At 40.5% G+C, this 22293-nt stretch carries 17 protein-coding genes; 2 read left to right on the top strand and 15 right to left on the bottom strand.

The window, feature by feature from the left end:
- Window positions 1-152: 152 nt before the first annotated feature.
- From HNQ34_RS17940 to HNQ34_RS12165, 12 genes are all read right to left on the bottom strand, one after another.
- Window positions 153-269 (bottom strand): transposase, encoded by a 117-nt coding sequence (locus HNQ34_RS17940; protein WP_409978375.1) that lies wholly within the window; start codon window positions 267-269, stop codon window positions 153-155.
- A gap of 464 nt (window positions 270-733) precedes the next feature.
- Window positions 734-2224, bottom strand: coding sequence for an L-arabinose isomerase (gene araA / locus HNQ34_RS12215; RefSeq protein WP_183254941.1), 1491 nt, complete (start codon window positions 2222-2224; stop codon window positions 734-736).
- Window positions 2225-2245: 21 nt separating this feature from the next.
- The gene (locus HNQ34_RS12210) at window positions 2246-3928 is read right to left on the bottom strand and encodes a ribulokinase (RefSeq protein WP_312856127.1); all 1683 of its coding nucleotides are present in this window, start codon (window positions 3926-3928) and stop codon (window positions 2246-2248) included.
- Between the two features lie 14 nt (window positions 3929-3942).
- Entirely contained in the window at window positions 3943-4629 is a 687-nt protein-coding gene (gene araD, locus HNQ34_RS12205; RefSeq protein ID WP_183254937.1) for an L-ribulose-5-phosphate 4-epimerase, read from the bottom strand.
- A 94-nt stretch (window positions 4630-4723) separates the two neighbouring features.
- Window positions 4724-5812 carry a GntR family transcriptional regulator gene (locus HNQ34_RS12200; protein ID WP_183254935.1) on the bottom strand — a complete coding sequence of 363 codons (1089 nt, stop codon included), beginning with the start codon at window positions 5810-5812 and terminating at the stop codon, window positions 4724-4726.
- A gap of 114 nt (window positions 5813-5926) precedes the next feature.
- Window positions 5927-7147, bottom strand: coding sequence for a multiple monosaccharide ABC transporter permease (gene mmsB / locus HNQ34_RS12195; RefSeq protein WP_409978374.1), 1221 nt, complete (start codon window positions 7145-7147; stop codon window positions 5927-5929).
- A gap of 5 nt (window positions 7148-7152) precedes the next feature.
- The gene (mmsA, locus tag HNQ34_RS12190; protein ID WP_183254933.1) at window positions 7153-8688 is read right to left on the bottom strand and encodes a multiple monosaccharide ABC transporter ATP-binding protein; all 1536 of its coding nucleotides are present in this window, start codon (window positions 8686-8688) and stop codon (window positions 7153-7155) included.
- A 76-nt stretch (window positions 8689-8764) separates the two neighbouring features.
- Complete coding sequence (chvE, locus tag HNQ34_RS12185; RefSeq protein ID WP_183254931.1) at window positions 8765-9844, bottom strand: multiple monosaccharide ABC transporter substrate-binding protein; 1080 nt, start codon at window positions 9842-9844, stop codon at window positions 8765-8767.
- Between the two features lie 174 nt (window positions 9845-10018).
- A complete protein-coding gene (locus tag HNQ34_RS12180; RefSeq protein ID WP_183254973.1) occupies window positions 10019-11278 on the bottom strand; it encodes a response regulator transcription factor in 1260 nt (419 codons plus the stop codon).
- Between the two features lie 65 nt (window positions 11279-11343).
- The gene (locus HNQ34_RS12175) at window positions 11344-13146 is read right to left on the bottom strand and encodes a cache domain-containing sensor histidine kinase (protein ID WP_183254971.1); all 1803 of its coding nucleotides are present in this window, start codon (window positions 13144-13146) and stop codon (window positions 11344-11346) included.
- A gap of 40 nt (window positions 13147-13186) precedes the next feature.
- Window positions 13187-14191 (bottom strand): substrate-binding domain-containing protein, encoded by a 1005-nt coding sequence (locus tag HNQ34_RS12170; RefSeq protein WP_183254929.1) that lies wholly within the window; start codon window positions 14189-14191, stop codon window positions 13187-13189.
- 94 nt (window positions 14192-14285) lie between these two features.
- On the bottom strand, window positions 14286-15980 hold the full coding sequence (locus tag HNQ34_RS12165) for a methyl-accepting chemotaxis protein (protein WP_183254927.1): 1695 nt from the start codon (window positions 15978-15980) through the stop codon (window positions 14286-14288).
- Between the two features lie 356 nt (window positions 15981-16336).
- Between HNQ34_RS12165 and katA the strand changes: the two genes are divergently transcribed.
- Window positions 16337-17800 (top strand): catalase KatA, encoded by a 1464-nt coding sequence (gene katA, locus HNQ34_RS12160; RefSeq protein ID WP_183254925.1) that lies wholly within the window; start codon window positions 16337-16339, stop codon window positions 17798-17800.
- Window positions 17801-17915: 115 nt separating this feature from the next.
- A complete protein-coding gene (locus HNQ34_RS12155; RefSeq protein ID WP_183254923.1) occupies window positions 17916-18485 on the top strand; it encodes a Uma2 family endonuclease in 570 nt (189 codons plus the stop codon).
- 109 nt (window positions 18486-18594) lie between these two features.
- On the opposite strand, the gene HNQ34_RS12150 is transcribed toward HNQ34_RS12155, so the two are convergent.
- From HNQ34_RS12150 to HNQ34_RS12140, 3 genes are all read right to left on the bottom strand, one after another.
- The gene (locus HNQ34_RS12150) at window positions 18595-19797 is read right to left on the bottom strand and encodes an MFS transporter (RefSeq protein ID WP_183254921.1); all 1203 of its coding nucleotides are present in this window, start codon (window positions 19795-19797) and stop codon (window positions 18595-18597) included.
- 48 nt (window positions 19798-19845) lie between these two features.
- Complete coding sequence (gene fba / locus HNQ34_RS12145; RefSeq protein WP_183254919.1) at window positions 19846-20754, bottom strand: class II fructose-1,6-bisphosphate aldolase; 909 nt, start codon at window positions 20752-20754, stop codon at window positions 19846-19848.
- Window positions 20755-20821: 67 nt separating this feature from the next.
- Window positions 20822-22282: a CoA-acylating methylmalonate-semialdehyde dehydrogenase gene (locus HNQ34_RS12140; RefSeq protein ID WP_183254917.1), complete on the bottom strand. Its 1461-nt coding sequence runs from the start codon at window positions 22280-22282 to the stop codon at window positions 20822-20824.
- Window positions 22283-22293: the final 11 nt, after the last annotated feature.

Below are 22293 nucleotides of genomic sequence, written 5' to 3'. Positions count from 1 at the left end.
CATAACAACCTATCCGATGCGTTTGAGCACTTTTTCTGGAAACTCAGAAAGGTACTCTAAGAACGAAACAATCGATTCTCGCAACTCTTTTCAACTAGGATGAAACCGATTGTCAATGACACTCTCTTTCAGCCAGCCTCAAATTCGTTCAACTAATTTAAATTCGGCAAATAAGGGGATAAAAATACAAAAGTTAACTGTTCTTCGTGCTCCTGTAAAAAAGGCTGAAGGACTTTGGCATGATGAATTTTTGCGTTATCCAAGACCATCACCACATGTTTATCTGGATATTGGTTCAATGTGTATATGATGAGATAGTACACTATTGAGGTAATACTCAATATGTACGAACAAAAATACATCACACCCCCTTAACCAAGAATCAATTTTAAATAGCATCTTTACTTTTGAAAGCGTATTCTAACTCTATATTAGCGGTTTTTGTTCGTACATGTCAATATTTTTTTTAAATTTTCATAATTTTAAATTAACATTTGTACGTACATAAAAACAATCGGATCTAACAGTGTTTAGAGACGATTTCTAGAATGATTATCTATAAGCGTCTTCTATATTTGAAAATTGACATAAACCAAGCCATTTAACTCCACTACTAAAAGTTATAATTCCCCTCCAAGAAGTTACACATACCCATTAACAACTAAGGACATGAGCCCCTCTCTCAGCCCATGTCCTTAATGCAAAAACATATTCTCAATGTTCTAAAACTACCTTATCGCCCCTGCCAAAACATTTCATTCCATCTTAACTCATTCCGGATTGATTGCGGCGATGTGTGTTCGTTGATGACTACACATTCAATTCCTGCTATTTCCGCAAAGTCTTGCAGCTGTTCTGTCGTGACGGCGAATGAGAAGCACGTATGGTGGGCACCTCCCGCTAAAATCCACGCTTCTGCCGAATCACGAAGCGATGGACGCGGCTTCCATAAGATTCTTGCAACCGGAAGCTTTGGCATCTCTTTCTCTACCTTTACCGCATCGACTTCGTTCACAATGAGGCGGAAACGATGCCCAATATCAATCAACGATGCATTTACCGCCGCTCCTGCACCACCGTCAAAAACAAGACGAGCTGGATCAGCCTTTCCGCCAATCGAAAGAGGATGGACCTCAAGTTTCGGACGGGTAGCAGCAATGGTCGGACACACTTCTAACATATGAGCGCCAAGAATTAATTCGTTTCCTGGCTCAAAATGATACGTGTAATCTTCCATAAACGACGTTCCCTTTCCATCGGCCATAATTTTCATGATCCGAACAAGCGCTGCCGTTTTCCAATCTCCCTCACCGCCAAAACCATATCCTTCCGCCATCAAACGTTGGACCGCAAGTCCTGGGAGCTGTTTCATTCCATGCAAATCTTCAAATGTCGTCGTAAATGCAGTAAAATTCCCTTCTTCTAAAAACGCTTTTAGCCCGAGTTCAATCCGAGCTTGTTCAAGGATCGAATCGCGCACTGCTCCTTCGCGAAGCCCCTCTGGAACAATATCGTATAGTTCTGTATATTCATCGAAAAGCTCGTTTACTTTCTGCTCTGGCACTTCTTTTATATACTGAACAAGATCGCCGATGCCATAGCCGTTAATAGACCAACCAAATTGAATTTGCGCTTCGACTTTATCGCCTTCTGTCACCGCTACTTCCCTCATGTTGTCGCCAAAACGGGCTACTTTTAAATGACAGCTTTCTGTGGCCGCAACCGCCGTGCGCATCCAGCCGGCAATTCGTTCGCGAACATCCGCATCTTCCCAATGACCGACGACCACTTTCCGCGCAATTCCCATTCTTGCGCCGATAAAACCATATTCCCGGTCACCGTGGGCCGATTGGTTCAAATTCATAAAATCCATATCAATGCTGTTCCAAGGGATGTCGCGGTTAAATTGTGTGTGAAGGTGCAACAACGGCTTCCTTAACTGCGAAAGACCTCCGATCCACATTTTCGCAGGAGAAAACGTATGCATCCACGTAATGATTCCCGCACAACCGTCATCAGCATTCGCTTCAATACAAAGCTTCCGAATTCCGTCAGCTGTTGTCACAACTGGTTTAAAAACGACTTTAAACGGAAGCGTCTCATCCCGCTCGAAACCTTCGGCGATCATTCTCGAATGCTCTTCTACTTGTTTCAGCGTTTCTTCCCCGTACAAATGCTGGCTTCCTGTAACAAACCAAAATTCATATGGCCGCAACTGTAGCATAAAAACCTCTCCTCACATCTATTAGATATTCACTGATTCTTTTAATCCTACATTTTCTTTAATCGATTTTAATCGTTTCATCACATTGTTTCCGCCGCGTCCGAAATAATCATGCAGTTTCACATACTCTTGATATAGTTGTTCGTAAATCGCTACATTTTCTCGTATCGGCTTAAACACTTCATCGCGGACTTTCCCCATTTTTTTGGCAGCCTCAACAATCGATTCATATCCTCCATTTTCTTTTCCGGCTGCCACCGCTGCAAACATCGCTGCCCCAACAGCAGGAGTTTGCTTCGAAGCCGCTACTTTAATTGGGCGATTTGTCACATCCGCATAAATTTGCATCAATAATTTATTTTTTTGCGGAAGCCCGCCGCAAGCATAGAGCTCCTCTACTTTGACACCGCTTTCAACAAAAGCGTCAATAATTTTTCGAGTGCCGAATGCCGTCGCTTCGAGCAAAGCGCGATAAATTTCTTCTGGCTTCGTTAACAATGTGTAACCAATCATTAATCCTGTCAAATCCGTATCGACTAATACAGAGCGGTTACCGTTCCACCAATCTAGCGCCAATAAGCCAGTTTCCCCCGGTTTATACGCAGCCGCCCTTTTTTCCAGCCATTCGTGGATACCGATTCCTTCTTTTTTGGCTGCTTCTTTCACATAAGCTGGAACTCCCTGTTCTACATACCACGCAAAAATATCTCCTACCGCCGACTGGCCCGCTTCATAGCCAAGATACCCCGGAATAATTCCATCTTCGACAACCCCGCACATTCCTTCAACGCGTTTCTCTTCCATTCCTAACAACATATGACAAATCGATGTGCCCATCGCCATCACTAATTTGCCCGGCTCTACTACCCCAACTCCTGGAACGGCTGCGTGAGCATCCACATTCCCAACAGCAACCGCCGTACCCGGAAGAAGCCGCATCATCGCTGCCATTTCGTTCGTTAGTTCTCCCGCTTTTGTACCAAGCGGAACAATATCACCGCGCAATTTTGTTTCCGTCAAATTTTCAAGACGAGGATCTAACGCTCGAAAAAACTCTTTGCTCGGATAGCCTTCCTGTTTATGCCATATGGACTTATAACCGGCTGTACAACTGTTTCGGACAATATTTCCTGTCATTTTAAAGACTACCCAATCAGTAGCCTCTAAAAATAAATCCGTTTGCTCATAAATATCTGGCGCCTCGTTTAAAATTTGCCAAACTTTCGCAATCATCCATTCCGACGAAATTTTGCCGCCATACCGCGGTAAAAACGTTTCCCCTCTTTCGGCAGCAATTTCATTAATTAAATTCGCTTCATCTTGAGCTGCATGATGCTTCCATAATTTCACCCAACTATGCGGTCGATGTTTTAAATCAGGTTTGAAACAAAGCGGTTCACCAAAAGCATCAACCGGAAGCATGGTGCATGCTGTAAAATCTATTCCAATCCCAATCACATCAGTAGGATTTACCCCTGATTTTTGCAACACCGCTGGAACGGCAGTAGCCAATACTTCGATGTAATCTCTAGGATGCTGCAGCGCCCAATCTGGTTCTAATTTTACATTTGATTCCGGAAGCACCTCATCGATCACCCCATGAGGATACGGAGTGACATGATCGGCAATTTCATTTCCTTCTAGATCTACAAGAACGGCACGTCCAGATTCTGTTCCATAGTCAATGCCAATGACGTACTTCACATCATTCCCCTCCCTCATTGTCCATAGTAAGCGTTAGCACCATGTTTTCTAAGATAATGCCTGTCTAATAAAGACTGAGCAATCGGCTGAACATTTGGGTTGAGATGGCATGTTCTTGCTGCCATTTTAGCTACTTCTTCAAGGACAACCGCATTATGAACAGCATTATACGGATCGTTCCCCCAAGCAAATGGACCGTGGCCATGAACAAGCACTCCCGGCATTTGCATCGGATCGAGAAAACTGAACGTTTCCACAATTACTTTGCCCGTCTCTAATTCGTATGCCCCTTTAATTTCTGCTTCCGTCATTTTTCTTGTACAAGGAATTTCCCCGTAAAAATAGTCTGCATGCGTCGTCCCTAAAGCTGGAATCCCTTTCCCTGCTTGCGCCCAAATCGTTGCCCAAGGCGAGTGAGTATGGACAATCCCACCAATATAAGGAAAAGACTGATATAGAACTAAATGTGTGGGTGTATCAGACGAAGGTTTTAAATTCCCCTCCACAACATTTCCTTCTAAATCGACAACGACCATATCATCCTTTGTCATCTTGTCATACTCTACTCCGCTTGGTTTGATGACAACAAGTCCTCGTTCACGGTCGATTCCACTCACGTTCCCCCATGTAAAGGTAACTAACCGATATTTAGGAAGCTGTAAGTTTGCCTCCAACACAACTTGTTTTAATTCTTCGAGCATCTCCTCCACTCCCTATATAAAAATCTCTTCACCTCCATTATAATTTTGTACGTACAATTTTTCTATAGTTTTTTTAATTTTGTTCGAACATTTTTTATATTTTTTTTGTTGATTCTCTAACAATTAGTTCAGGTTGATAAATAATATCTTGTATTTCATCGTTTTGCTCAATCATTCGAACTAACATTTCCGCCGCTTTTATCCCCATTTCCGCTTTTGGATGGCGGATCGTTGTCAATTTCACCTCTGTAGCTGTAGCAAATGTAGAATCATCGAAACCGACGATCGAAATATCATCCGGTACGCTCAATCCTTGCTGTCGAATGACATCCAACAATTTAATGGCTAGTTCATCGTTATAGCAAACAATTGCTGTCACTCGTTCCTCTTCTGGCTGTTGCAAAAAAGAATGCGCGATTTCTAAAGGTTTTGTATTTTTTTCTTCCGTTGTATAGGATACGAGATGGTTGGATGATAACGAAACGCCATGTTCTTGGTGAGCGCGAATAAATCCTTTTAACCTGTTAACCCCTTGCAAATCATCAGTTTTAAAAAAGCCGGCAATCCGCCGATGACCTAGCTGTATTAAATGATCCGTAAGCAAATAGCCGCCTCTTTCATCATCCATTTTGATGGACGGACAACTCATCTCTAAATATCGTTCATTAATCATGACATACGGAATATGTAGATTATTGAGCGCTAAATAATAGGCTAAGTTAGGGTTTCCTTGGGCGCTTTTTGTCGGTTCAATAATAAGGCCGCTTAACGGCTGACGAATCATCGCCTCTAAATGCTCTCGTTCCCTGTCTTTATGGTTGTCAGTGCTAGCTAACAATAGCCGATAACCTTTCTCGCGCAACGTTTCCTCCGCTCCCCGAACAATATGTGGAAAAATATAGTCCGAAATATACGTTGTCAATATCGCAACTGTTTTGACTTCATGTTTTCCAGCTGGTTTCGGTTTGGAGACAAATGTTCCGCTTCCTTGAATTTTGTATAACCATCCTTCATTTTCTAATTCGCCCAACGCTTGCCTAACCGTATGGCGGCTTATTTGGAATTGATTGGCGATTTCATGCTCTGTCGGTATTTTCTCATCCGGACTTAACTTCCCTGATTGAATCCACGATAAAATTTCTTGTTTTAACTGCAAATATTTTGGTATATTTTTCTCTTTCATATGCTCACCTCGTGTTGAAGTAGTATAAGTCCATTATATCAATTTTCATTTGTACGTATATATTTTCTGGAAATAAAACTGGCCAAGATTATTTTATCTTGGCCTTTAGACAAATTATGACGCTTTATTTTTGTTATAAATATCGAAGGCAACAGCCGCCAACAATACTAATCCTTTAATTGCTTGTTGCCAGTCAATGCCTAAACCGAGCAAGGACATTCCGTTGTTCATCACACCCATAACAAGACCGCCGATAATCGCACCGCTTACTGTGCCGATTCCTCCGTAAGCGGAAGCACCGCCGATAAAACAAGCAGCGATCGCGTCAAGCTCAAACAAGTTCCCTGCTTTCGGTGTAGCGGCATTTAAACGCGCCGCAAAAATCAACCCTGAAAGTGCGGCTAAAACACCCATATTCACAAATACCCAAAATGTAACTCTTTTCGTTTTCACCCCTGATAGTTGTGCCGCTTTTTCGTTTCCGCCGATTGCATATATATGGCGGCCGACAATCGTCTTGTTGGCGACAAACGAATAAACGACAATAAGAGTAGCTAAAATGATCAAAATGTTCGGGATTCCTTCATATGTCGCAAGGACATACGAAAAGATATTAATTACCGCAACAATGCCAACTAACTTAGCCGCAAAAACAACAGTAGGACTTACGTCAAATCCATATTTTTTTTGATTGTTTCTTTTTCTTATTTCCAGCCATACTAATAGAACCGATAAAAGCAATCCAATCACAAGGGTAAACATATGAAAATCGGTTCCATGAAATAAATCTGGGATAAATCCTGAACTGATGTTCTGAAATGATTTAGGAAACGGGGCGATTGACTGTCCTTCCAAAATAACCATCGTTAAACCTCTAAACAGCAACATACCTGCAAGCGTAACGATAAAAGCCGGAATTTTTACATAAGCAATCCAAAATCCTTGCCATGCTCCGATCAAAGCTCCCAATAACAGAGAAACAATAACGGTGACAACCATTGAAACTTGATGTTGAACCATTAAAATTCCTGCAAGCGCACCAACAAACGCGGCAACCGATCCTACCGATAAATCGATATGTCCGGTAATAATCACTAACATCATGCCGATTGCTAAAACTAAAATATAGCTGTTTTGTAAAATCAAATTCGTCACATTTAACGGTCTTAATAAAATGCCTTCCGTCAAAATTTGAAATAACAACATAATTAACACTAACGCAATAACCATACTGTAGCTTCGGATATTATTTTTGAGCATCTGCGCAAATGGTTGTACTTTCGTTTCGTTTGACGTTGAATGACGTGTGGTGATTTTTTGCGTCGGCATCTGCATTTTCGTTACCCCCTAACTTTTGTTTTCGTCATTAACTTCATCATGTTTTCTTGCGTTGCTTCGTCTTTATTTAATTCACCTGTTATTCTTCCTTCGCTCATGACATAAATTCGATCGCACATTCCAAGAATCTCCGGCAGTTCGGATGAAATGATTAAAATGCCTTTTCCATCTTGGGCTAACTGATTAATAATGGTATAAATTTCATATTTTGCTCCCACGTCGATCCCGCGCGTCGGCTCGTCTAAAATGAGAATATCCGGTTCCGCGAAAATCCATTTGCTTAAAACGACTTTTTGTTGATTTCCGCCACTTAATTTTTCCGCCTTTTGAAAAACACTAGGCGTTTTAATTTTTAATTTATCGCGGAATTTCTCTGATTCTATAATTTCTTGGTTTTCATTTACGACAAATTTCTTAGCTACCTTTTTTAACCGGGATAGCGTAATGTTTTTCCGAATATCGTCCATTAAAATAAGCCCGTTCCCTTTGCGATCTTCTGTCACATAAGCAATCCCGTTTTCAATTGCTTTGCTTACATCGCTGACATCGATTTCGTATCCATTTTTGAAAACTTGTCCGCTAATTTTTTTTCCATAAGATTTCCCAAAAATGCTCATAGCAAGTTCAGTCCGTCCCGCTCCCATCAAGCCGGCAATTCCGACAATTTCTCCTTTCCGAATATAAAAATTGACGTCATCAATGACTTTTCGTTCATTATGAAGCGGATGATAAACGTTCCAATTTCTTACTTCAAATATTACTTCGCCAATGTTCAGTTCTCGTTTTGGATAACGATTCGTTAAATCGCGTCCTACCATTCCTTTAATGATTCGGTCTTCTGTCACGTTGTCTTTTTTCATATCTAGCGTTTCAATCGTTTTTCCATCTCGTAAAATCGTGATTGAGTCAGCAACTTTCGATATCTCGTTCAGTTTGTGTGAAATAATAATCGCAGTCATGCCTTGTTTTTTAAATTCTAATAATAATCGAAGCAGATTTTCGCTATCGTCCTCATTTAAAGCGGCAGTTGGTTCATCTAAAATCAATAATTTTACTTCTTTTGATAACGCTTTAGCAATCTCGACTAATTGCTGTTTTCCGACTCCAAGATTTCCAACCAATGTATGAGGTGATTCATCTAATCCTACTTTTTTTAATAATTCTTTCGTTTTGACAATCGTTTCATTCCAGTTAATAATTCCTCTTTTCGCTTGTTCGTTGCCAAGAAAGATGTTTTCCGCAATCGATAGATACGGAATAAGGGCCAATTCTTGGTGGATAATGACAATCCCCAATTCTTCACTTTGTTTAATATCTTTAAATTTACATACTTCGCCTTTAAATAAAATATCCCCGCTGTATGTTCCATAAGGGTAAACACCGCTTAGCACCTTCATTAACGTCGATTTTCCTGCGCCATTTTCGCCGCAAAGCGCATGAATTTCTCCTTCTCTTACTTTCAAGTTTACGTTTTCAAGCGCTTTTACACCCGGAAACTCTTTTGTAATTCCTCTCATTTCCAATATAAATTGTGACATCGCTCACCACTTCCCTATAGTTGAATAAATGATATAGTGATAGCTTTTCGACTATCACTATATCATCTGGTTAGTTTTATTTAGTAAGTTGATCTTTTGTATAGTAGCCACTATCGATTAGCACTTTTTCATAATTCGAAATATCAACTGAAATCGGTTCCAATAAATACGATGGCACAACTTTTACTCCGTTGTTATATGTTTTCGTATCGTTTACTTCTGGTTTTTTGCCTTTTAAAACGGCATCAGCCATTTCCACCGCTTTTTTCGCTAATTCCCGCGTATCTTTAAATACTGTTTGCGTTTGTTCTCCCGCTATAATCGACTTCACTGAAGCCAATTCCGCATCTTGACCAGTAATAACCGGCATTCGTTTGCTTGCTGTTCCGTATCCGACCCCTTTAAGCGATGAAATGATACCTATACTGATTCCATCATAAGGAGACAAAACTGCATCCACTTTCGCGTTCGTATAATGGGCACTTAACAAGTTATCCATTCTCGCTTGTGCAGTCGCCCCGTCCCAGCGCAATGTAGCCACTTGATCAAATTTTGTTTGTCCGCTTCGTACTACTAATTTTCCTGAATCAATATAAGGTTTTAGCACAGACATGGCACCATCGAAAAAGAAATATGCATTATTATCGTCTGGTGAACCAGCGAATAACTCGATGTTAAATGGTCCTTTGCCTTCTTTTAAACCTAATTTTTGCTCAATGTACGATCCCTGTAAAACGCCTACTTTAAAGTTATCAAAAGTTGCATAATAATCGACATACTTACTGTTTTTAATGAGGCGGTCATAAGAAATGACTTTAATCCCTTGTTTATGAGCTTTTTCTAACACATCCGTTAACGCCTCGCCATCAATTGGCGCAATGACTAATACGTTGACTCCTTTTGTAATCATGTTTTCAATTTGTGATACTTGGTTCTCTACAACATCTTCGGCATATTGCAAATCTGTTTTATAGCCGAGCTTTTCAAATTCTTTTACCATGTTTTTCCCATCGTTAATCCATCGTTCAGACGATTTAGTTGGCATTGAGATACCAACAAAACCTGCGTCCCCTTTTCCGCCTGTTTCTTTTCCGCTGCATGCCGCCAGCGCAAATACAAGTACAAATAAAACAAGCATGGATAAAAACCTTTTCATTTTTTATTTCTCCCCCTTCAACATTTCTTGTAATTCATCTAAAATATAACACCGATAAAATTTTCAGTCTTTTCAATCAAATAACTTTTTTTATAAAAATTTAACTTCATTAAAGCGTTTTCAAAAAAATAAGAGCTATTACAAGCTCTTTTACAACAAATTTGTGCGTATAATTTATAATAAATTTGCGCGAACTTCCTTAAAAAGGAAAGCGCCTTTGCGATATTGATTCGGAGGCATCCCTACTGCTTTTTTGAATGCGGTGCTAAAGTAGTGTTGGGTGTCATACCCTATCCGTTCTGAAATTTCATTAATCGTAAGATCTGTTGAAGTCAACAATTGGATCGCTTTTTTGATCCGTATTTCCGTTAACAAATTGACAAACGACACCCCCAATTCTTGTTTAATAATGCGGCTTAAATAAACCGGGGAAACATTTAAAGATTGCGCAACTGATTCTAACGTAAGCTTCGGATCAGAAAAATGCTCTTGTATATATTGTTTAGCCCGACGTACGATGGGCGAAATATGCGCTTCTTTATAAATGATTGCTTTGCAGTTTTGATAGACGCTGGCTACTTGCACAAGCCCGCCCTCTACGTCTTGTGCATATATACTAACTTGTGCATTTAAATATTGTTTGATCGTTTTTTCGATAACAATAAACACATCTTCAGCAACACGATCCCACAAACATACAACAATAAAACCAACCGTATCGCGGAATATAACCTTTTCATACGCAGCCAATAGCTCAGACGCAATGTTTTCAATAGCAAAAAAGAGCAATTGCTTATCCTTCTCATTGATATTGAAAAACTCTCTCCAATGAATGATCGCTAATTGATCCGGACAAGATGGAGGAAGTTTGAAAAATTGCAACTGAGTAATGATTTCTTTTTCTTTCATTCCGCCATTGATCCACTCTAAACAAAACTGTTGCCGTATGAGCGAAAAATTTTTTTGAACTTGCTTTGACAACAATTGTACATATTCATTTTGTTGTAACTCCCCTTCTAACTGTTGCTTAATTTTCTTTACAACTTCGCGCAAATGATGAGGGTTGGTCGGCTTTAAAATGTAATCCTCAACTTGTAAGCGAATCGCCTCTTGCGCGTAAGTAAATTCATCGTGTCCGGTTACGACAACAATTCTGCATTTCGGGAGCTTTTTTCGTATCTGTTTCATCAATGTAATTCCATCCATAATCGGCATGTTCAAATCAACGAAAAGAACATGAACGGAATGACGCACTGCCAGCTCTAACGCTTCTTCTCCGTCTTCCGCTTCCGCAATGACTTCCATTTGAAACTCCTCCCAATTTATCGCCTCCCTTATCCCTTCACGAATAATCGGTTCATCGTCTGCAATCAACACCTTCCACGTTTGCACATTTCTCCCCCCTAAATATGTTTGGCTTACGAATATATTCATCGTTTCTTTGCCAAAACCGACAAAATTACGTACCGACTGCGCATCGCCAACAGCAAAATGATCAATCAACGTTCGCAATGTCTAATAATAGGATGAACGATTGTCACCGTTGTCCCTTTTCCCTCTTCGCTGTCTATTCTCAATCCGTAAGCGCTGCCAAATGTTAACTGAATGCGCGCTTGTACGTTAATCATTCCATACCCTTTAACCTTTTCAATTTTTTTCTCTTTATCGCCAGCGGTAAAATCAATCAATAAACTCTCCCGTAAAGAAGCTAATGTTTCTTTCGGCATTCCTACACCATCATCCTTAATTCGAACGATAAGCTGTCCTTCCTGTTCCTCAGCTTGTATCAAAATATGGCCCGGCCCTCTTCTCTGTTTGATCCCGTGGTAAATCGCATTCTCTACAACCGGCTGTAATACTAGCTTCAAAATATATAAGTCTTGAACACTCGGAGCGATGTCAAATCTATAATTCAGCTTATCTTTATATCTTGTTTTTTGAATGCTTAAATAACTTTGAATATGCTCGATTTCTTCCGCAAAAGAAATGATATCCTTGCCTTTGCTTAACCCGATGCGGAATAATTTTGACAATGCTTCTATTACTTTCGCTACATCTTCCGCTCCCTTTTTCCACGCCATCCAATGAATCGTATCAAGCGTATTATAAAGAAAATGCGGTTTAATATGAGCTTGCAAGCTTCGGAGCTCGGCTTCCCATCTTTGACGCTCCTGCCATTCGACAAGCGAAATAAATCTCTGGATTTGATCAAGCATTTTATTAAAACTTCGGCCCAACATTCCGATCTCATCTGATCGATCGTCACGATAACGGCTTGTTAAATCTCCTGCCTCCGCCTTTTTCATAAACGATATTAACTGTCCGATCGGTCTTGATAATGAATAAGCTAAATAATAAGAGGCGCCTATTCCAATTAAACATACAAAGAAAACAAAACTAGTGACGTAAAAACGAATTTCTTTAATTTCGAAAGCCGATTCTTGATTAGAAAACACACCGATCGTCGTCCAATTGGTAAAAGGGGAACGCTGATAAATAAACTGAAGATGCTGTCCATTAATCTCTTTTGAAAATGTACCAGAATCCCCGTTGTTGAACCAGCTTACCGGAATTTGATCGACTAACGGCCGCCTAGGAGAATAAATATTTTCTCCACGATGATCGATGACCATCAAATACCCCCATTTCCCTAACCGGACATTTTTTGTCGCTTCGGCAATCACTCTTAACTTTAAATCGATTAAAACGACTCCTTCTACTTTTTGCGTTTCTGGATTTAAAATGGCGCGCACGACAGAAACAACTTCCTCGTTTTTATAGTTCGTATGTGTCGTGACATTTCGTTGGCTAGGGTGTCCGATAATTTTAAAAATCCCTTTGTTTCGGACAGCCTCTTTATACCACGTTTCTTCCGTAAGAGGTTTTGCCGAGCGGGCGTACATTTCGTTGCTAATATACTTGCCTTTATGATTGACTACAAGAATCCCGGCAACTTCAGGGTATAGCGTTGTAAGCCCTTGCAAAAATTGGCGTATCTGATACTCGTCGCTCGTTTCTCCAATCCCTTGCCATTTTTCTTTTCCAGCTAAAAATCTTTTTATTTCCGGGTTAAACGCGGTTAAATACGTAATATTTTGCATATTACTCAAATAAAATTCTAATGTTCGATTGACTTGGTTAATCAGTTGAAGAGTATTTTGGTTAATTTGTCTATCAATAATACGATCTACTGCCCAGCTAGTAACGCTTCCTAATCCTATCGAAGGTAAAATTGTAATTAATAACAAAAGAAAAATTAATTTATATCGAATCGGCAAATTGTTAATTTGAAAATATTTCATCTGTTTCAATGTTTATCACTCATTTCTAACATTCCGTTCATTACTTAGCGTAAAAGCTATCCACATTTTCTTTTGTCACAACCGTAATTCCCGTATCGACATACGATGGCAATAAAGAAGAACCCGACGGTAACGAAGACGTTAATTTATGATGAAGATGAAATAAAAATTGCAGCGACCAATACCCCATATTCCACGTCCCTTGAGCAAGCGTCGCGGATATAATTCCTTGTTTGACCATATCCAACGTCCGTTTATCCGTATCAAAACTAATAACTTTTATCTTTGTTTCTTTTGCAAGTAATGAAACGGCTTCACCAATGCCTACTCCCCCATTGGCTTCCGTAGCAAAAATTCCCTCTAAATCCGGATATTGCTTAAATATTTCTAAAGCCGCCTGCTTCGAAGCAAGTGAGTCTCCTTTTCCATCTTTTACTGCTACTACTTCCATTTCCGGGTATTCTTTATAAATCGTTTCCACAAAACCTTTTGTTCTTTGCTGGTGATTTAATTGGCTAGGCAGTGTAATGACAGCAACTTTTCCTCTTTTTCCTAATAATTCCGCCATTTTATGCGCGGCAGTTACTCCGGCATTATAGTTATTTGTACCTAAAAAAGAAAACGCTTTACTTGAAAGAGCACCAGAGTCGAATAATACTACAGGAATCCCTTGTTCTACAGCTTTATTAATCGTTTCAGTCAGTTTATTAGGATCAATCGCCGAAATAGCGATACCAGCTGGCTTTTTCGCAATCACCTGCTCAAGCACGGTAACTTGTTCATTCACGTCGTATTGCGTCGCTCCCCGATATTCAACAGAAACATTTAACGCTTGAGCTGCATCTTCAAATCCTTTTAAGCCATTTTTCCAATAATCCATCCCTGACTGAAATGTAACCATTACATATTTTTCATCTATTTTCCCTTGAAGGGTTTGATTCTCCTGATCAAAGGAACTAGAGCGGGAAATTTGTAGGTGATAATTATATACATAAATAATAAATACACCGATTAAAAAAAAGTAAATAAACAATAACTTTTTCATGATGACTCCTCCTGCTTATGGCAATACTTTATTATTTATAATCAAACCTTACATTACGTCTGAACATGACAACTTTAAGTTATCCTTCTGTTCATTACGATATTTTGAATTTTTGAATAAGCTGTTGTAAAGACTCAGCCATACTGGATAAAGCCATAGCAGAAGCAGCAATTTCTTGCATCGAAGCTAACTGTTCTTCAGTTGTGACTGAAACTTCTTGTGTTCCTGCCGCCGCTGATTTTGCTATCTCATGAATAAGTTGCATCGATTGAACGATTTGCTTTGTACCTGACGACATTTTCTGTACAGCAGAAGAAACTTCTTGCACTTGCGCTACTACTTCATGAATCGCATCTTTAATTTGGGTAAAGGATTGTCCAGCGGTATGAATAACTACAATCCCATCCGTTACTTCTTTTGTTGCCATTTCCATCGATTGTACCGCTTCTTTTGTTTCTTGTTGTATAGAGGCAATTAACGCTGAAACTTGCTGTGCCGATTGCGCTGACTGTTCCGCCAGTTTTCTTACTTCATCAGCAACAACCGCAAAACCACGTCCGTGCTCTCCTGCTCTTGCCGCTTCAATCGCAGCATTTAACGACAACAAATTCGTTTGTTCAGCAATCCCTGTGATGATTTCGATAATGTTTCCAATTTGTTCAGAACGTTCTCCTAATGTTTGCACAACATTGCTTAAATTCGTGATTGTATCGTTAATGGAATTCATTTGGATAACAGCTGTTTGAACAATTTCGCTGCCTTCCACCGCTTTTTGTAAAGTACTGTCTGCAATCGCTGCTACATTTTGCGTGCGCTCGGTAACACGTTGAACGTCGTTCGACATTTCGTGGACGGTTTTTCCTTGTTCTTCGACACTCTGTACTTGCTTGTCCATTCCTAAAGACATATTTTGCATCGTGGCAGCAATTTGCTCCGTCGCTTTACTAGTTTGCTCTGCGCTTGCCGTTAATTGTTCGGACGAAGCAGCAACTTGTTCGGCATTCGCCGACACTTGTTGAATGATTGTTCGTAAATACTCCATCATTTGGTTAAAAGCTGTTGCCAATTCTCCGATTTCATCACGATTTTTAATCACGATTTCATTTCTAGTCAGATCCCCGCTCGCAACCCGCTTCGCTATTTCAGAAAGCGCTATCACAGGTTTAGAAATAATAAAGCTAATATAAAGGGCAACAACGAATCCAAGAACAATTGCAATTCCCCCGACAGCTATCAACAATGTTTTGGTAAACTCTGCTTGCGAAGAAACATCAGCCTGCTCTGTATCTAAGTCTACTTGCTGAACAGCTGCCAATTGTTGAGACGTTTTATCGAATCGTGAAGTAATCTCCCTGCCTGCTGTAGAAATAAGTTTTGTGTATGCCTCAACATCATTTTCCCGCTTTAATTGAAACGCTTTTTGTCCGAGCTGATAAAACTGCTGTTCTAATTCGTTTAACTTCGCCAACAGTTCTCTCGCTTTTTCCTTCGTTAGCTCTTTAGCCAGTTCTTCGGATAGTCTTTTATATTCATCATGTGCTTTATTAAAGTTTGTCAGAGAGGTAGGGTCACCGATAATTAAATAACTACCCATACTTCCTTTTTCGTTTTGGATCATCACTTCTAGCTGTTTTATTTCAATCATTTTTTTCATTTTTCCGTTAATTAGGTTTTCATAACTCTTGTCCATATCCATAATCTCAACATAAGCAACACCCACGATCACGACTAGTAAAACAAACACTGTTGAAAGTCCCGCAAATAACTTTTTCTTCACATTTATTTTCATACGCACCCTCCGTTTTTAATAGATGTTAATAATTGTACGTATTAATATATTATAACCTTCATTTTTCACAAATCCATCACCTTGTTGTTATAAACTCAGCAAAAAAAATTGTTGTTCGTACAATTTATTTTATCATTAATTTATCATGTTTAAAGGTGGATTTTCAAACAATGCTTCGCTAAACCAATCCATAGTTGTTCAAAACTCCTTGCACTCTATGCAAGATTTCATTTAAAAAAATAACCAAATAGTAATTTTTATCTTTTTAAAATAATTATAAAAAAGTATTGATTTCGATTTGAAAAGTGTTATCATTTAAATAAAGCATTTAAAAATTTTTCATGAGGTGATGTGTAATGACAAAAAAATTAACAACAAGCTGGGGAGCGCCTGTAGGAGATAACCAAAATTCCATAACAGCCGGTTCGCAAGGCCCGACGCTCATTCAAGATGTCCATCTTCTTGAAAAGCTCGCTCATTTTAATCGCGAACGTGTTCCCGAGCGCGTCGTACATGCAAAAGGAGCAGGCGCGCACGGATATTTTGAAGTCACCCAAGATATGTCAAAATATACGAAAGCAAAAGTTTTTAACGGCGTTGGTAAACGGACACCTTTATTTGTTCGCTTTTCTACCGTAGCCGGCGAACTTGGATCAGCGGATACCGTTCGTGATCCGCGCGGTTTTGCGGTTAAATTTTATACAGAAGAAGGAAATTATGATTTAGTCGGGAATAATACGCCGATTTTCTTTATTCGCGATGCGATCAAATTTCCGGATTTTATTCATACGCAAAAACGTGATCCGCGCACGCATTTAAAAAATCCAACTGCCGTTTGGGATTTTTGGTCTTTGTCTCCAGAGTCATTACACCAAGTAACGTATCTTATGGGCGATCGGGGAATCCCGGCTACATATCGCCATATGAACGGCTACGGCAGCCATACGTTCAAATGGGTAAATCAAGACGGAGAAGCGGTTTGGGTGAAATATCATTTTAAGACGAATCAAGGCGTGAAAAATATGACATCGGAAGTAGCCGCCAAAATCGCGGGCGAAAATCCGGACTATCATACAGAGGATTTATTTAATGCAATTGAAAATGGAGATTATCCTTCTTGGACATTGTATGTACAAATTATGCCTTTAGAAGACGCAAAAACGTATCGTTTTGATCCGTTTGACGTGACAAAAGTATGGTCACATAAAGATTATCCGCTCATCGAAGTCGGACGGATGGTATTAAATCGCAATCCTGAAAACTATTTTGCGGAAGTGGAACAAGCAACGTTTTCTCCAGGAAACTTAGTGCCTGGAATCGAACCTTCTCCGGATAAAATGTTGCAAGCGCGTCTTTTTGCTTATTCAGATGCGCACCGTTATCGCGTTGGCGTCAATCACCATCTATTGCCGATTAACCGTCCGCGCGTAGAAGTGAATAATTATCAGCGCGATGGTTTTATGCGTTTTGATGATAACGGCGGCCGCTCGGTGTATTATGAACCAAACAGCTTCGGCGGACCGACCGAAACACCGGAATATAAAATAACTCCATTTCCGGTATCCGGCGTTGCAGAAAGTGTTCCACATGACCGGGATGATCATTATACCCAAGCTGGCGACCTCTATCGCCTCATGAGTGAAGGGGAAAAAGAACGGCTCGTTAAAAATATTGTCGAATCGATGAAACCAGTAACAAAAGAAGAGATTAAAATCCGGCAAATCCGCCACTTTTACAAAGCGGATCCGGATTACGGCCGACGCGTCGCTGAAGGGCTTGGCATCACATTTAAAGAAGAAGACTTCGTTGAAAAAGCATAATACGCGAAACAAGGATGAGGGCTTCTCATCCTTGTTTATTTTTTTGCATCCCTACACTTTCTAAGCTTCTTTTGTTAAGCTATAAGCAAACATATCTTCAAAAGAAGGTGAAACGATGGCCAATATTCCTGACCCGGACAAAAGCTACTCTTATGCTGACTGGAAAACATGGGAAGGACGTTGGGAGCTCATAAATGGAAAAGCATACGATATGACCCCCGCTCCGTCTTCTGAGCATCAATTTGTGGTAGGAGAATTATATTTTGCCTTGCGTCATTTTTTTCAAAACAAACATTGTTTGGTGTTTATGGCGCCGTTTGATGTATTCCTTAGCAAAAATGAAACGTACGAAACTCCTGATGACATTGTCCAGCCCGATATTGCGGTCATTTGCGACAAAAAACAAATTGTCAAAAAAGGGTGCTACGGGGCTCCTGCGCTCGTTGTCGAAGTATTGTCCCCCTCCACTGCCTTAAAAGATTATAACGAAAAATTTTATGCCTATCAGCGCCACGGAATTCGCGAGTACTGGATCGTTGATGTCGCCAATCAAATGCTCCATGTGTACCATTTGCAAGAAGGAACGTATCAGCGGATCGCAACATACGGACAACAAGACATATTGCACTCGGCGCAATTTAAAGATTTAACCATTCCGTTAAAACCTTTATTTGAATGGAGCTAAAACGGCTCTTGTCAATCGTTTGACAAGAGCCGTTCGTTCTTGATCTCAAGACCTTCATAACAGCTTTAAAAACTCGACATACATGTTTTCGGCTCAATGAGCCATTTTTTTAGCTTTTTTCTATTTTGTAGCTAATCGATCGAGTAGCTGATCGTCTTTTGTAATTCCAAAACAAAATAAGTACAGTCGCCACTATTCCTAACATACCCGAAAAATAAAACCCTGCCACAATTCCGATAGCTGAGTTCAACACCCCAGCAAGAAACGGCCCTGTAAACATTCCAATCGCATATAACGCTTGATACGTCCCCATCGCTGTTGCTCTCTTTTCGTGAGAAATAGATTCAATCGACATCCCTAATAATAGTGGAAACAACAATCCTTGTGAAAATCCATTAGCCGCTTGAACAATACACAATAAACCTTTTGTATCAATGAACGGAGTGATCATTGTAAAGAATGCACTAAAGAAAAAAGCAATCGTTAAAGATCTCCATTTACCTACGAATGGAACAAGCACTTTTCCCATGAAAAGCGTCGCTACTGCATGAGGAATCATAAACGAAAAAACAATGATGCTCAAGTCGCGTTCTTGTAGCCCAATTTGCAACGCATACATCGGGATAAACCCAAACATCGTTGTAAAAATGATGCTATGGGCTAAAATTGATAGTAAAGAAACTTTTAACAGAAGCGGCTCCCGCACTACTGACAAAAGATCCTTTAATTGTATCGATGTTTGTACAGTTACCGTTTTCGGTTCGTAAATGAACAAAGAAAAGATTGTACCAATAACCCCTAAAACTCCACCTATCCAAAACGGAGCATGCCAGCCCCACTTATCGACAATGTAACCGCTCAGAGACATTCCTATGAGTTGAGCTAAAACAACGATAAAAGAAATACTGCTCATCGCTTTATGGATTTCTGCATCTCTAAAATAGCTCGAATATAAAACGGTAAAAGCCACCCATGTTGCCGCAGCTATCCCAGCGTACGAGCGCGAAACGAGCGCCCATCCTAAACTATCGGTTAATGCAAATGTTAAACCGCTTATCATCGTCATCAACATACCGAGTATAATAAACGGTTTTCGTTTTTTAATAAAATCAGACATGATCCCGATCGGAAGCCGAAATAAAAATTGCATCAATCCATAGCTGCTTAAAACAATACCAATAAATGTGTATGTTCCTCCTAATGCTTCAATATACGGAGATAAAATTGGCATGTAAATAAAATTCGAAACCCAAAACAGAAATGACGTCATTAAAAAAAGATATCGGTCTTTAACAGAAGAAAGTGGTCGCAATTTATCCCCCCTTGCCCTTTCATTTGGCTTATACTTTAAACTTTCCGATTACTCGTAAACCATTGTCTTGATTCGGGTGTAATCGCGGACTTTTTGGGCTTTTCCAAATGAACCAAATTCCCTCATCTTCTGTTTTACTGTATCTTTCACCACTTCTCGTGCTGCTCCCAAATATTTCCTTGGATCATATAATGTTGTGTTTTCTTCTAGCACACGGCGAATCACCTCAGTAAACGCCAGTTGATTTTCCGTATTGACGTTAATTTTCGCTGTACCACAAGAAATGGCGCGGCGAATGTCGGATAGCGGAATGCCAGTGCCGCCATGCAAAACGAGGGGGACACCGGTTAATGATTGAATTTGTTCCATTTGTGAAAATCCTAGTTTCGGTTCTCCTTTATACGGTCCGTGAACAGATCCTAATGCCGGCGCAAGAAAATCGACACCGGTTTCGCAGACAAGGCGCACACATTCTTCTGGAATCGCATACATCGCCTCTGCATCATCAACGACCAGATCATCTTCTTGTCCACCGATTCTCCCTACTTCTGCTTCGACGGAAACACCTAGTGCATGGGCTGCTTCAACCACCTTCTTCGTTTGAGCAATGTTTACATCAAGAGGGTAATGGGAGGCATCGATCATCACTGACGTAAATCCGGCATACATCGCTTGAAGGCATTGTTCATATGATGTGCCGTGATCCAAATGAAGTGCGACCGGAACCGTAATGCTATATTCTTTGATGAGTGCTTTCACCATCGTTGCAGCGAGATGAAACCCTCCTAAATGTGGAAGATAGCCCGGACTTACCGCAAGAATGACAGGAGATTGCTCCTCTTCAGCTGCTTGAAGAATAGCTTGTGCAAATTCTAAATTATTAATATTGAAGTGACCGACTGCATAGCCTTCATTCAAAGCGTGTTGTAGCATATCTGTTGTACATACTAATGACATGCGCATTCCTCCCTTAAAAATAATAAGGAAAGAGTATCAAGCGTTCGTCGCTTGATACTCGATACGTTTACCAACGAGCAGTAACCATTTTTTTACGTGTATAAAACTCGACTCCATCCGTACCATTCGCATGAAGATCGCCATAGAACGAATTTTTCCAACCTGAAAATGGGAAAAATGCCATCGGTGCTGGTACACCTAAGTTCACACCTAACATGCCCGCATCGATTTCTTCACGGAATTTGCGAACATTTCCCCCATCTCTCGTATAAATGCAAGCACCGTTAGCGAATGGAGACTGATTCGCTACTTCAATCGCTTCATCTAACGTATCGACGCGGACGATGGACAATACCGGTGCAAAAATTTCATCTTTCCAAATCGTCATATCTGGTTTGACACCGTCAAAAATTGTCGGACCGACAAAATAGCCGTTTTCCATGGTCTCAACATCTTTCCGCCCATCACGTACTAATAGAGCACCTTCTTTTTCACCGATTTCAATGTATTTGACCGTTCTCTCTTTATGAGAGTCGCGAATGACTGGTCCGAGAAATATCCCTTCCTCTAAGCCGTTGCCAATCTTAATGTCATTAGCTGCGTCTACTAACTTTTTCACCAATGTTTCGGCAATATCCCCGACCGCGACAACAACAGAAGTCGCCATGCATCGTTCTCCGGCAGAGCCGAACGCTGCGTTGATGATTTCGCGAACGGCAAGGTCTAAATTTGCGTCCGGCATCACAATAGAATGATTTTTCGCCCCTGTTAACGCCTGCACCCGTTTTCCGTGAGCAGCTGCTGTTTTATACACGTACTCACCAACCGGTTGCGAACCAACAAACGAAATCGCTTTAATATCCGGATGCTCTAATAGTCCATTTACGACATCGTGCGCTCCATGTACGATATTTAATACACCGTCGGGAAGACCTGCTTCTTTAAAGAGTTCTGCTAACCGGTTGGCTAACATCGGTGTACGTTCCGATGGTTTTAAAACAAACGTATTGCCGCAAGCAATCGCTAACGGGAACATCCAACAAGGTACCATCATCGGAAAGTTGAACGGCGTGATCCCCCCAACAACCCCGATCGGATAACGATACATGCCGGATTCAATACCAGTCGCGATATCCGGGAGTTGCTTGCCCATCATTAATGTTGGCGCCCCAGCGGCAAATTCGACACATTCGATCCCGCGCTGAACCTCCCCGTATGCTTCGTTGTAGCTTTTCCCATTCTCCAGCGTTACAAGGCGGGCCAGTTCTTCCCAATGCTCGACAAGCAATTGTTGGTATTTAAACAAAATACGGGCACGGCGCGGTACCGGTGTTTTGCTCCACGTTTTAAATGCTTCTTTCGCCGCTTTCACCGCTTCATTGACGTCTTCCCGACTGGAAATCGGAACGTACGCTAAAATTTCTCCTGTCGCCGGGTTTGGCACGATTTCTGTTTTTTCAGATGTCGCTTCCACCCATCGCCCTCCAATATAGTTTTTTAATGTTTGCACGCCAGCTGTTGTTGTCATTTTTCATCATT

This window comes from Anoxybacteroides tepidamans, from assembly GCF_014201465.1.
Taxonomy (GTDB): Bacteria; Bacillota; Bacilli; order Bacillales; family Anoxybacillaceae; genus Anoxybacteroides; species Anoxybacteroides tepidamans.
This window is presented reverse-complemented; position numbering and strand designations above follow the sequence as displayed.

Excerpts from the sequence above, each read along its gene's own strand:
- HNQ34_RS17940 (WP_409978375.1), bottom strand. The coding sequence starts at position 269 with ATGGTCTTGGATAACGCAAAAATTCATCATGCCAAAGTCCTTCAGCCT.
- fba (WP_183254919.1), bottom strand. The coding sequence starts at position 20,754 with ATGTCATTAGTATGTACAACAGATATGCTACAACACGCTTTGAATGAA.
- HNQ34_RS12140 (WP_183254917.1), bottom strand. The coding sequence starts at position 22,282 with ATGACAACAACAGCTGGCGTGCAAACATTAAAAAACTATATTGGAGGG.
- katA (WP_183254925.1), top strand. The coding sequence starts at position 16,337 with ATGACAAAAAAATTAACAACAAGCTGGGGAGCGCCTGTAGGAGATAAC.
- araA (WP_183254941.1), bottom strand. The coding sequence starts at position 2,224 with ATGCTACAGTTGCGGCCATATGAATTTTGGTTTGTTACAGGAAGCCAG.
- HNQ34_RS12200 (WP_183254935.1), bottom strand. The coding sequence starts at position 5,812 with ATGAAAGAGAAAAATATACCAAAATATTTGCAGTTAAAACAAGAAATT.
- mmsA (WP_183254933.1), bottom strand. The coding sequence starts at position 8,688 with ATGTCACAATTTATATTGGAAATGAGAGGAATTACAAAAGAGTTTCCG.
- HNQ34_RS12180 (WP_183254973.1), bottom strand. The coding sequence starts at position 11,278 with ATGAATATATTCGTAAGCCAAACATATTTAGGGGGGAGAAATGTGCAA.
- araD (WP_183254937.1), bottom strand. The coding sequence starts at position 4,629 with ATGCTCGAAGAATTAAAACAAGTTGTGTTGGAGGCAAACTTACAGCTT.
- HNQ34_RS12175 (WP_183254971.1), bottom strand. The coding sequence starts at position 13,146 with ATGAAATATTTTCAAATTAACAATTTGCCGATTCGATATAAATTAATT.
- chvE (WP_183254931.1), bottom strand. The coding sequence starts at position 9,844 with ATGAAAAGGTTTTTATCCATGCTTGTTTTATTTGTACTTGTATTTGCG.
- mmsB (WP_409978374.1), bottom strand. The coding sequence starts at position 7,147 with ATGCAGATGCCGACGCAAAAAATCACCACACGTCATTCAACGTCAAAC.
- HNQ34_RS12170 (WP_183254929.1), bottom strand. The coding sequence starts at position 14,191 with ATGAAAAAGTTATTGTTTATTTACTTTTTTTTAATCGGTGTATTTATT.
- HNQ34_RS12165 (WP_183254927.1), bottom strand. The coding sequence starts at position 15,980 with ATGAAAATAAATGTGAAGAAAAAGTTATTTGCGGGACTTTCAACAGTG.
- HNQ34_RS12155 (WP_183254923.1), top strand. The coding sequence starts at position 17,916 with ATGGCCAATATTCCTGACCCGGACAAAAGCTACTCTTATGCTGACTGG.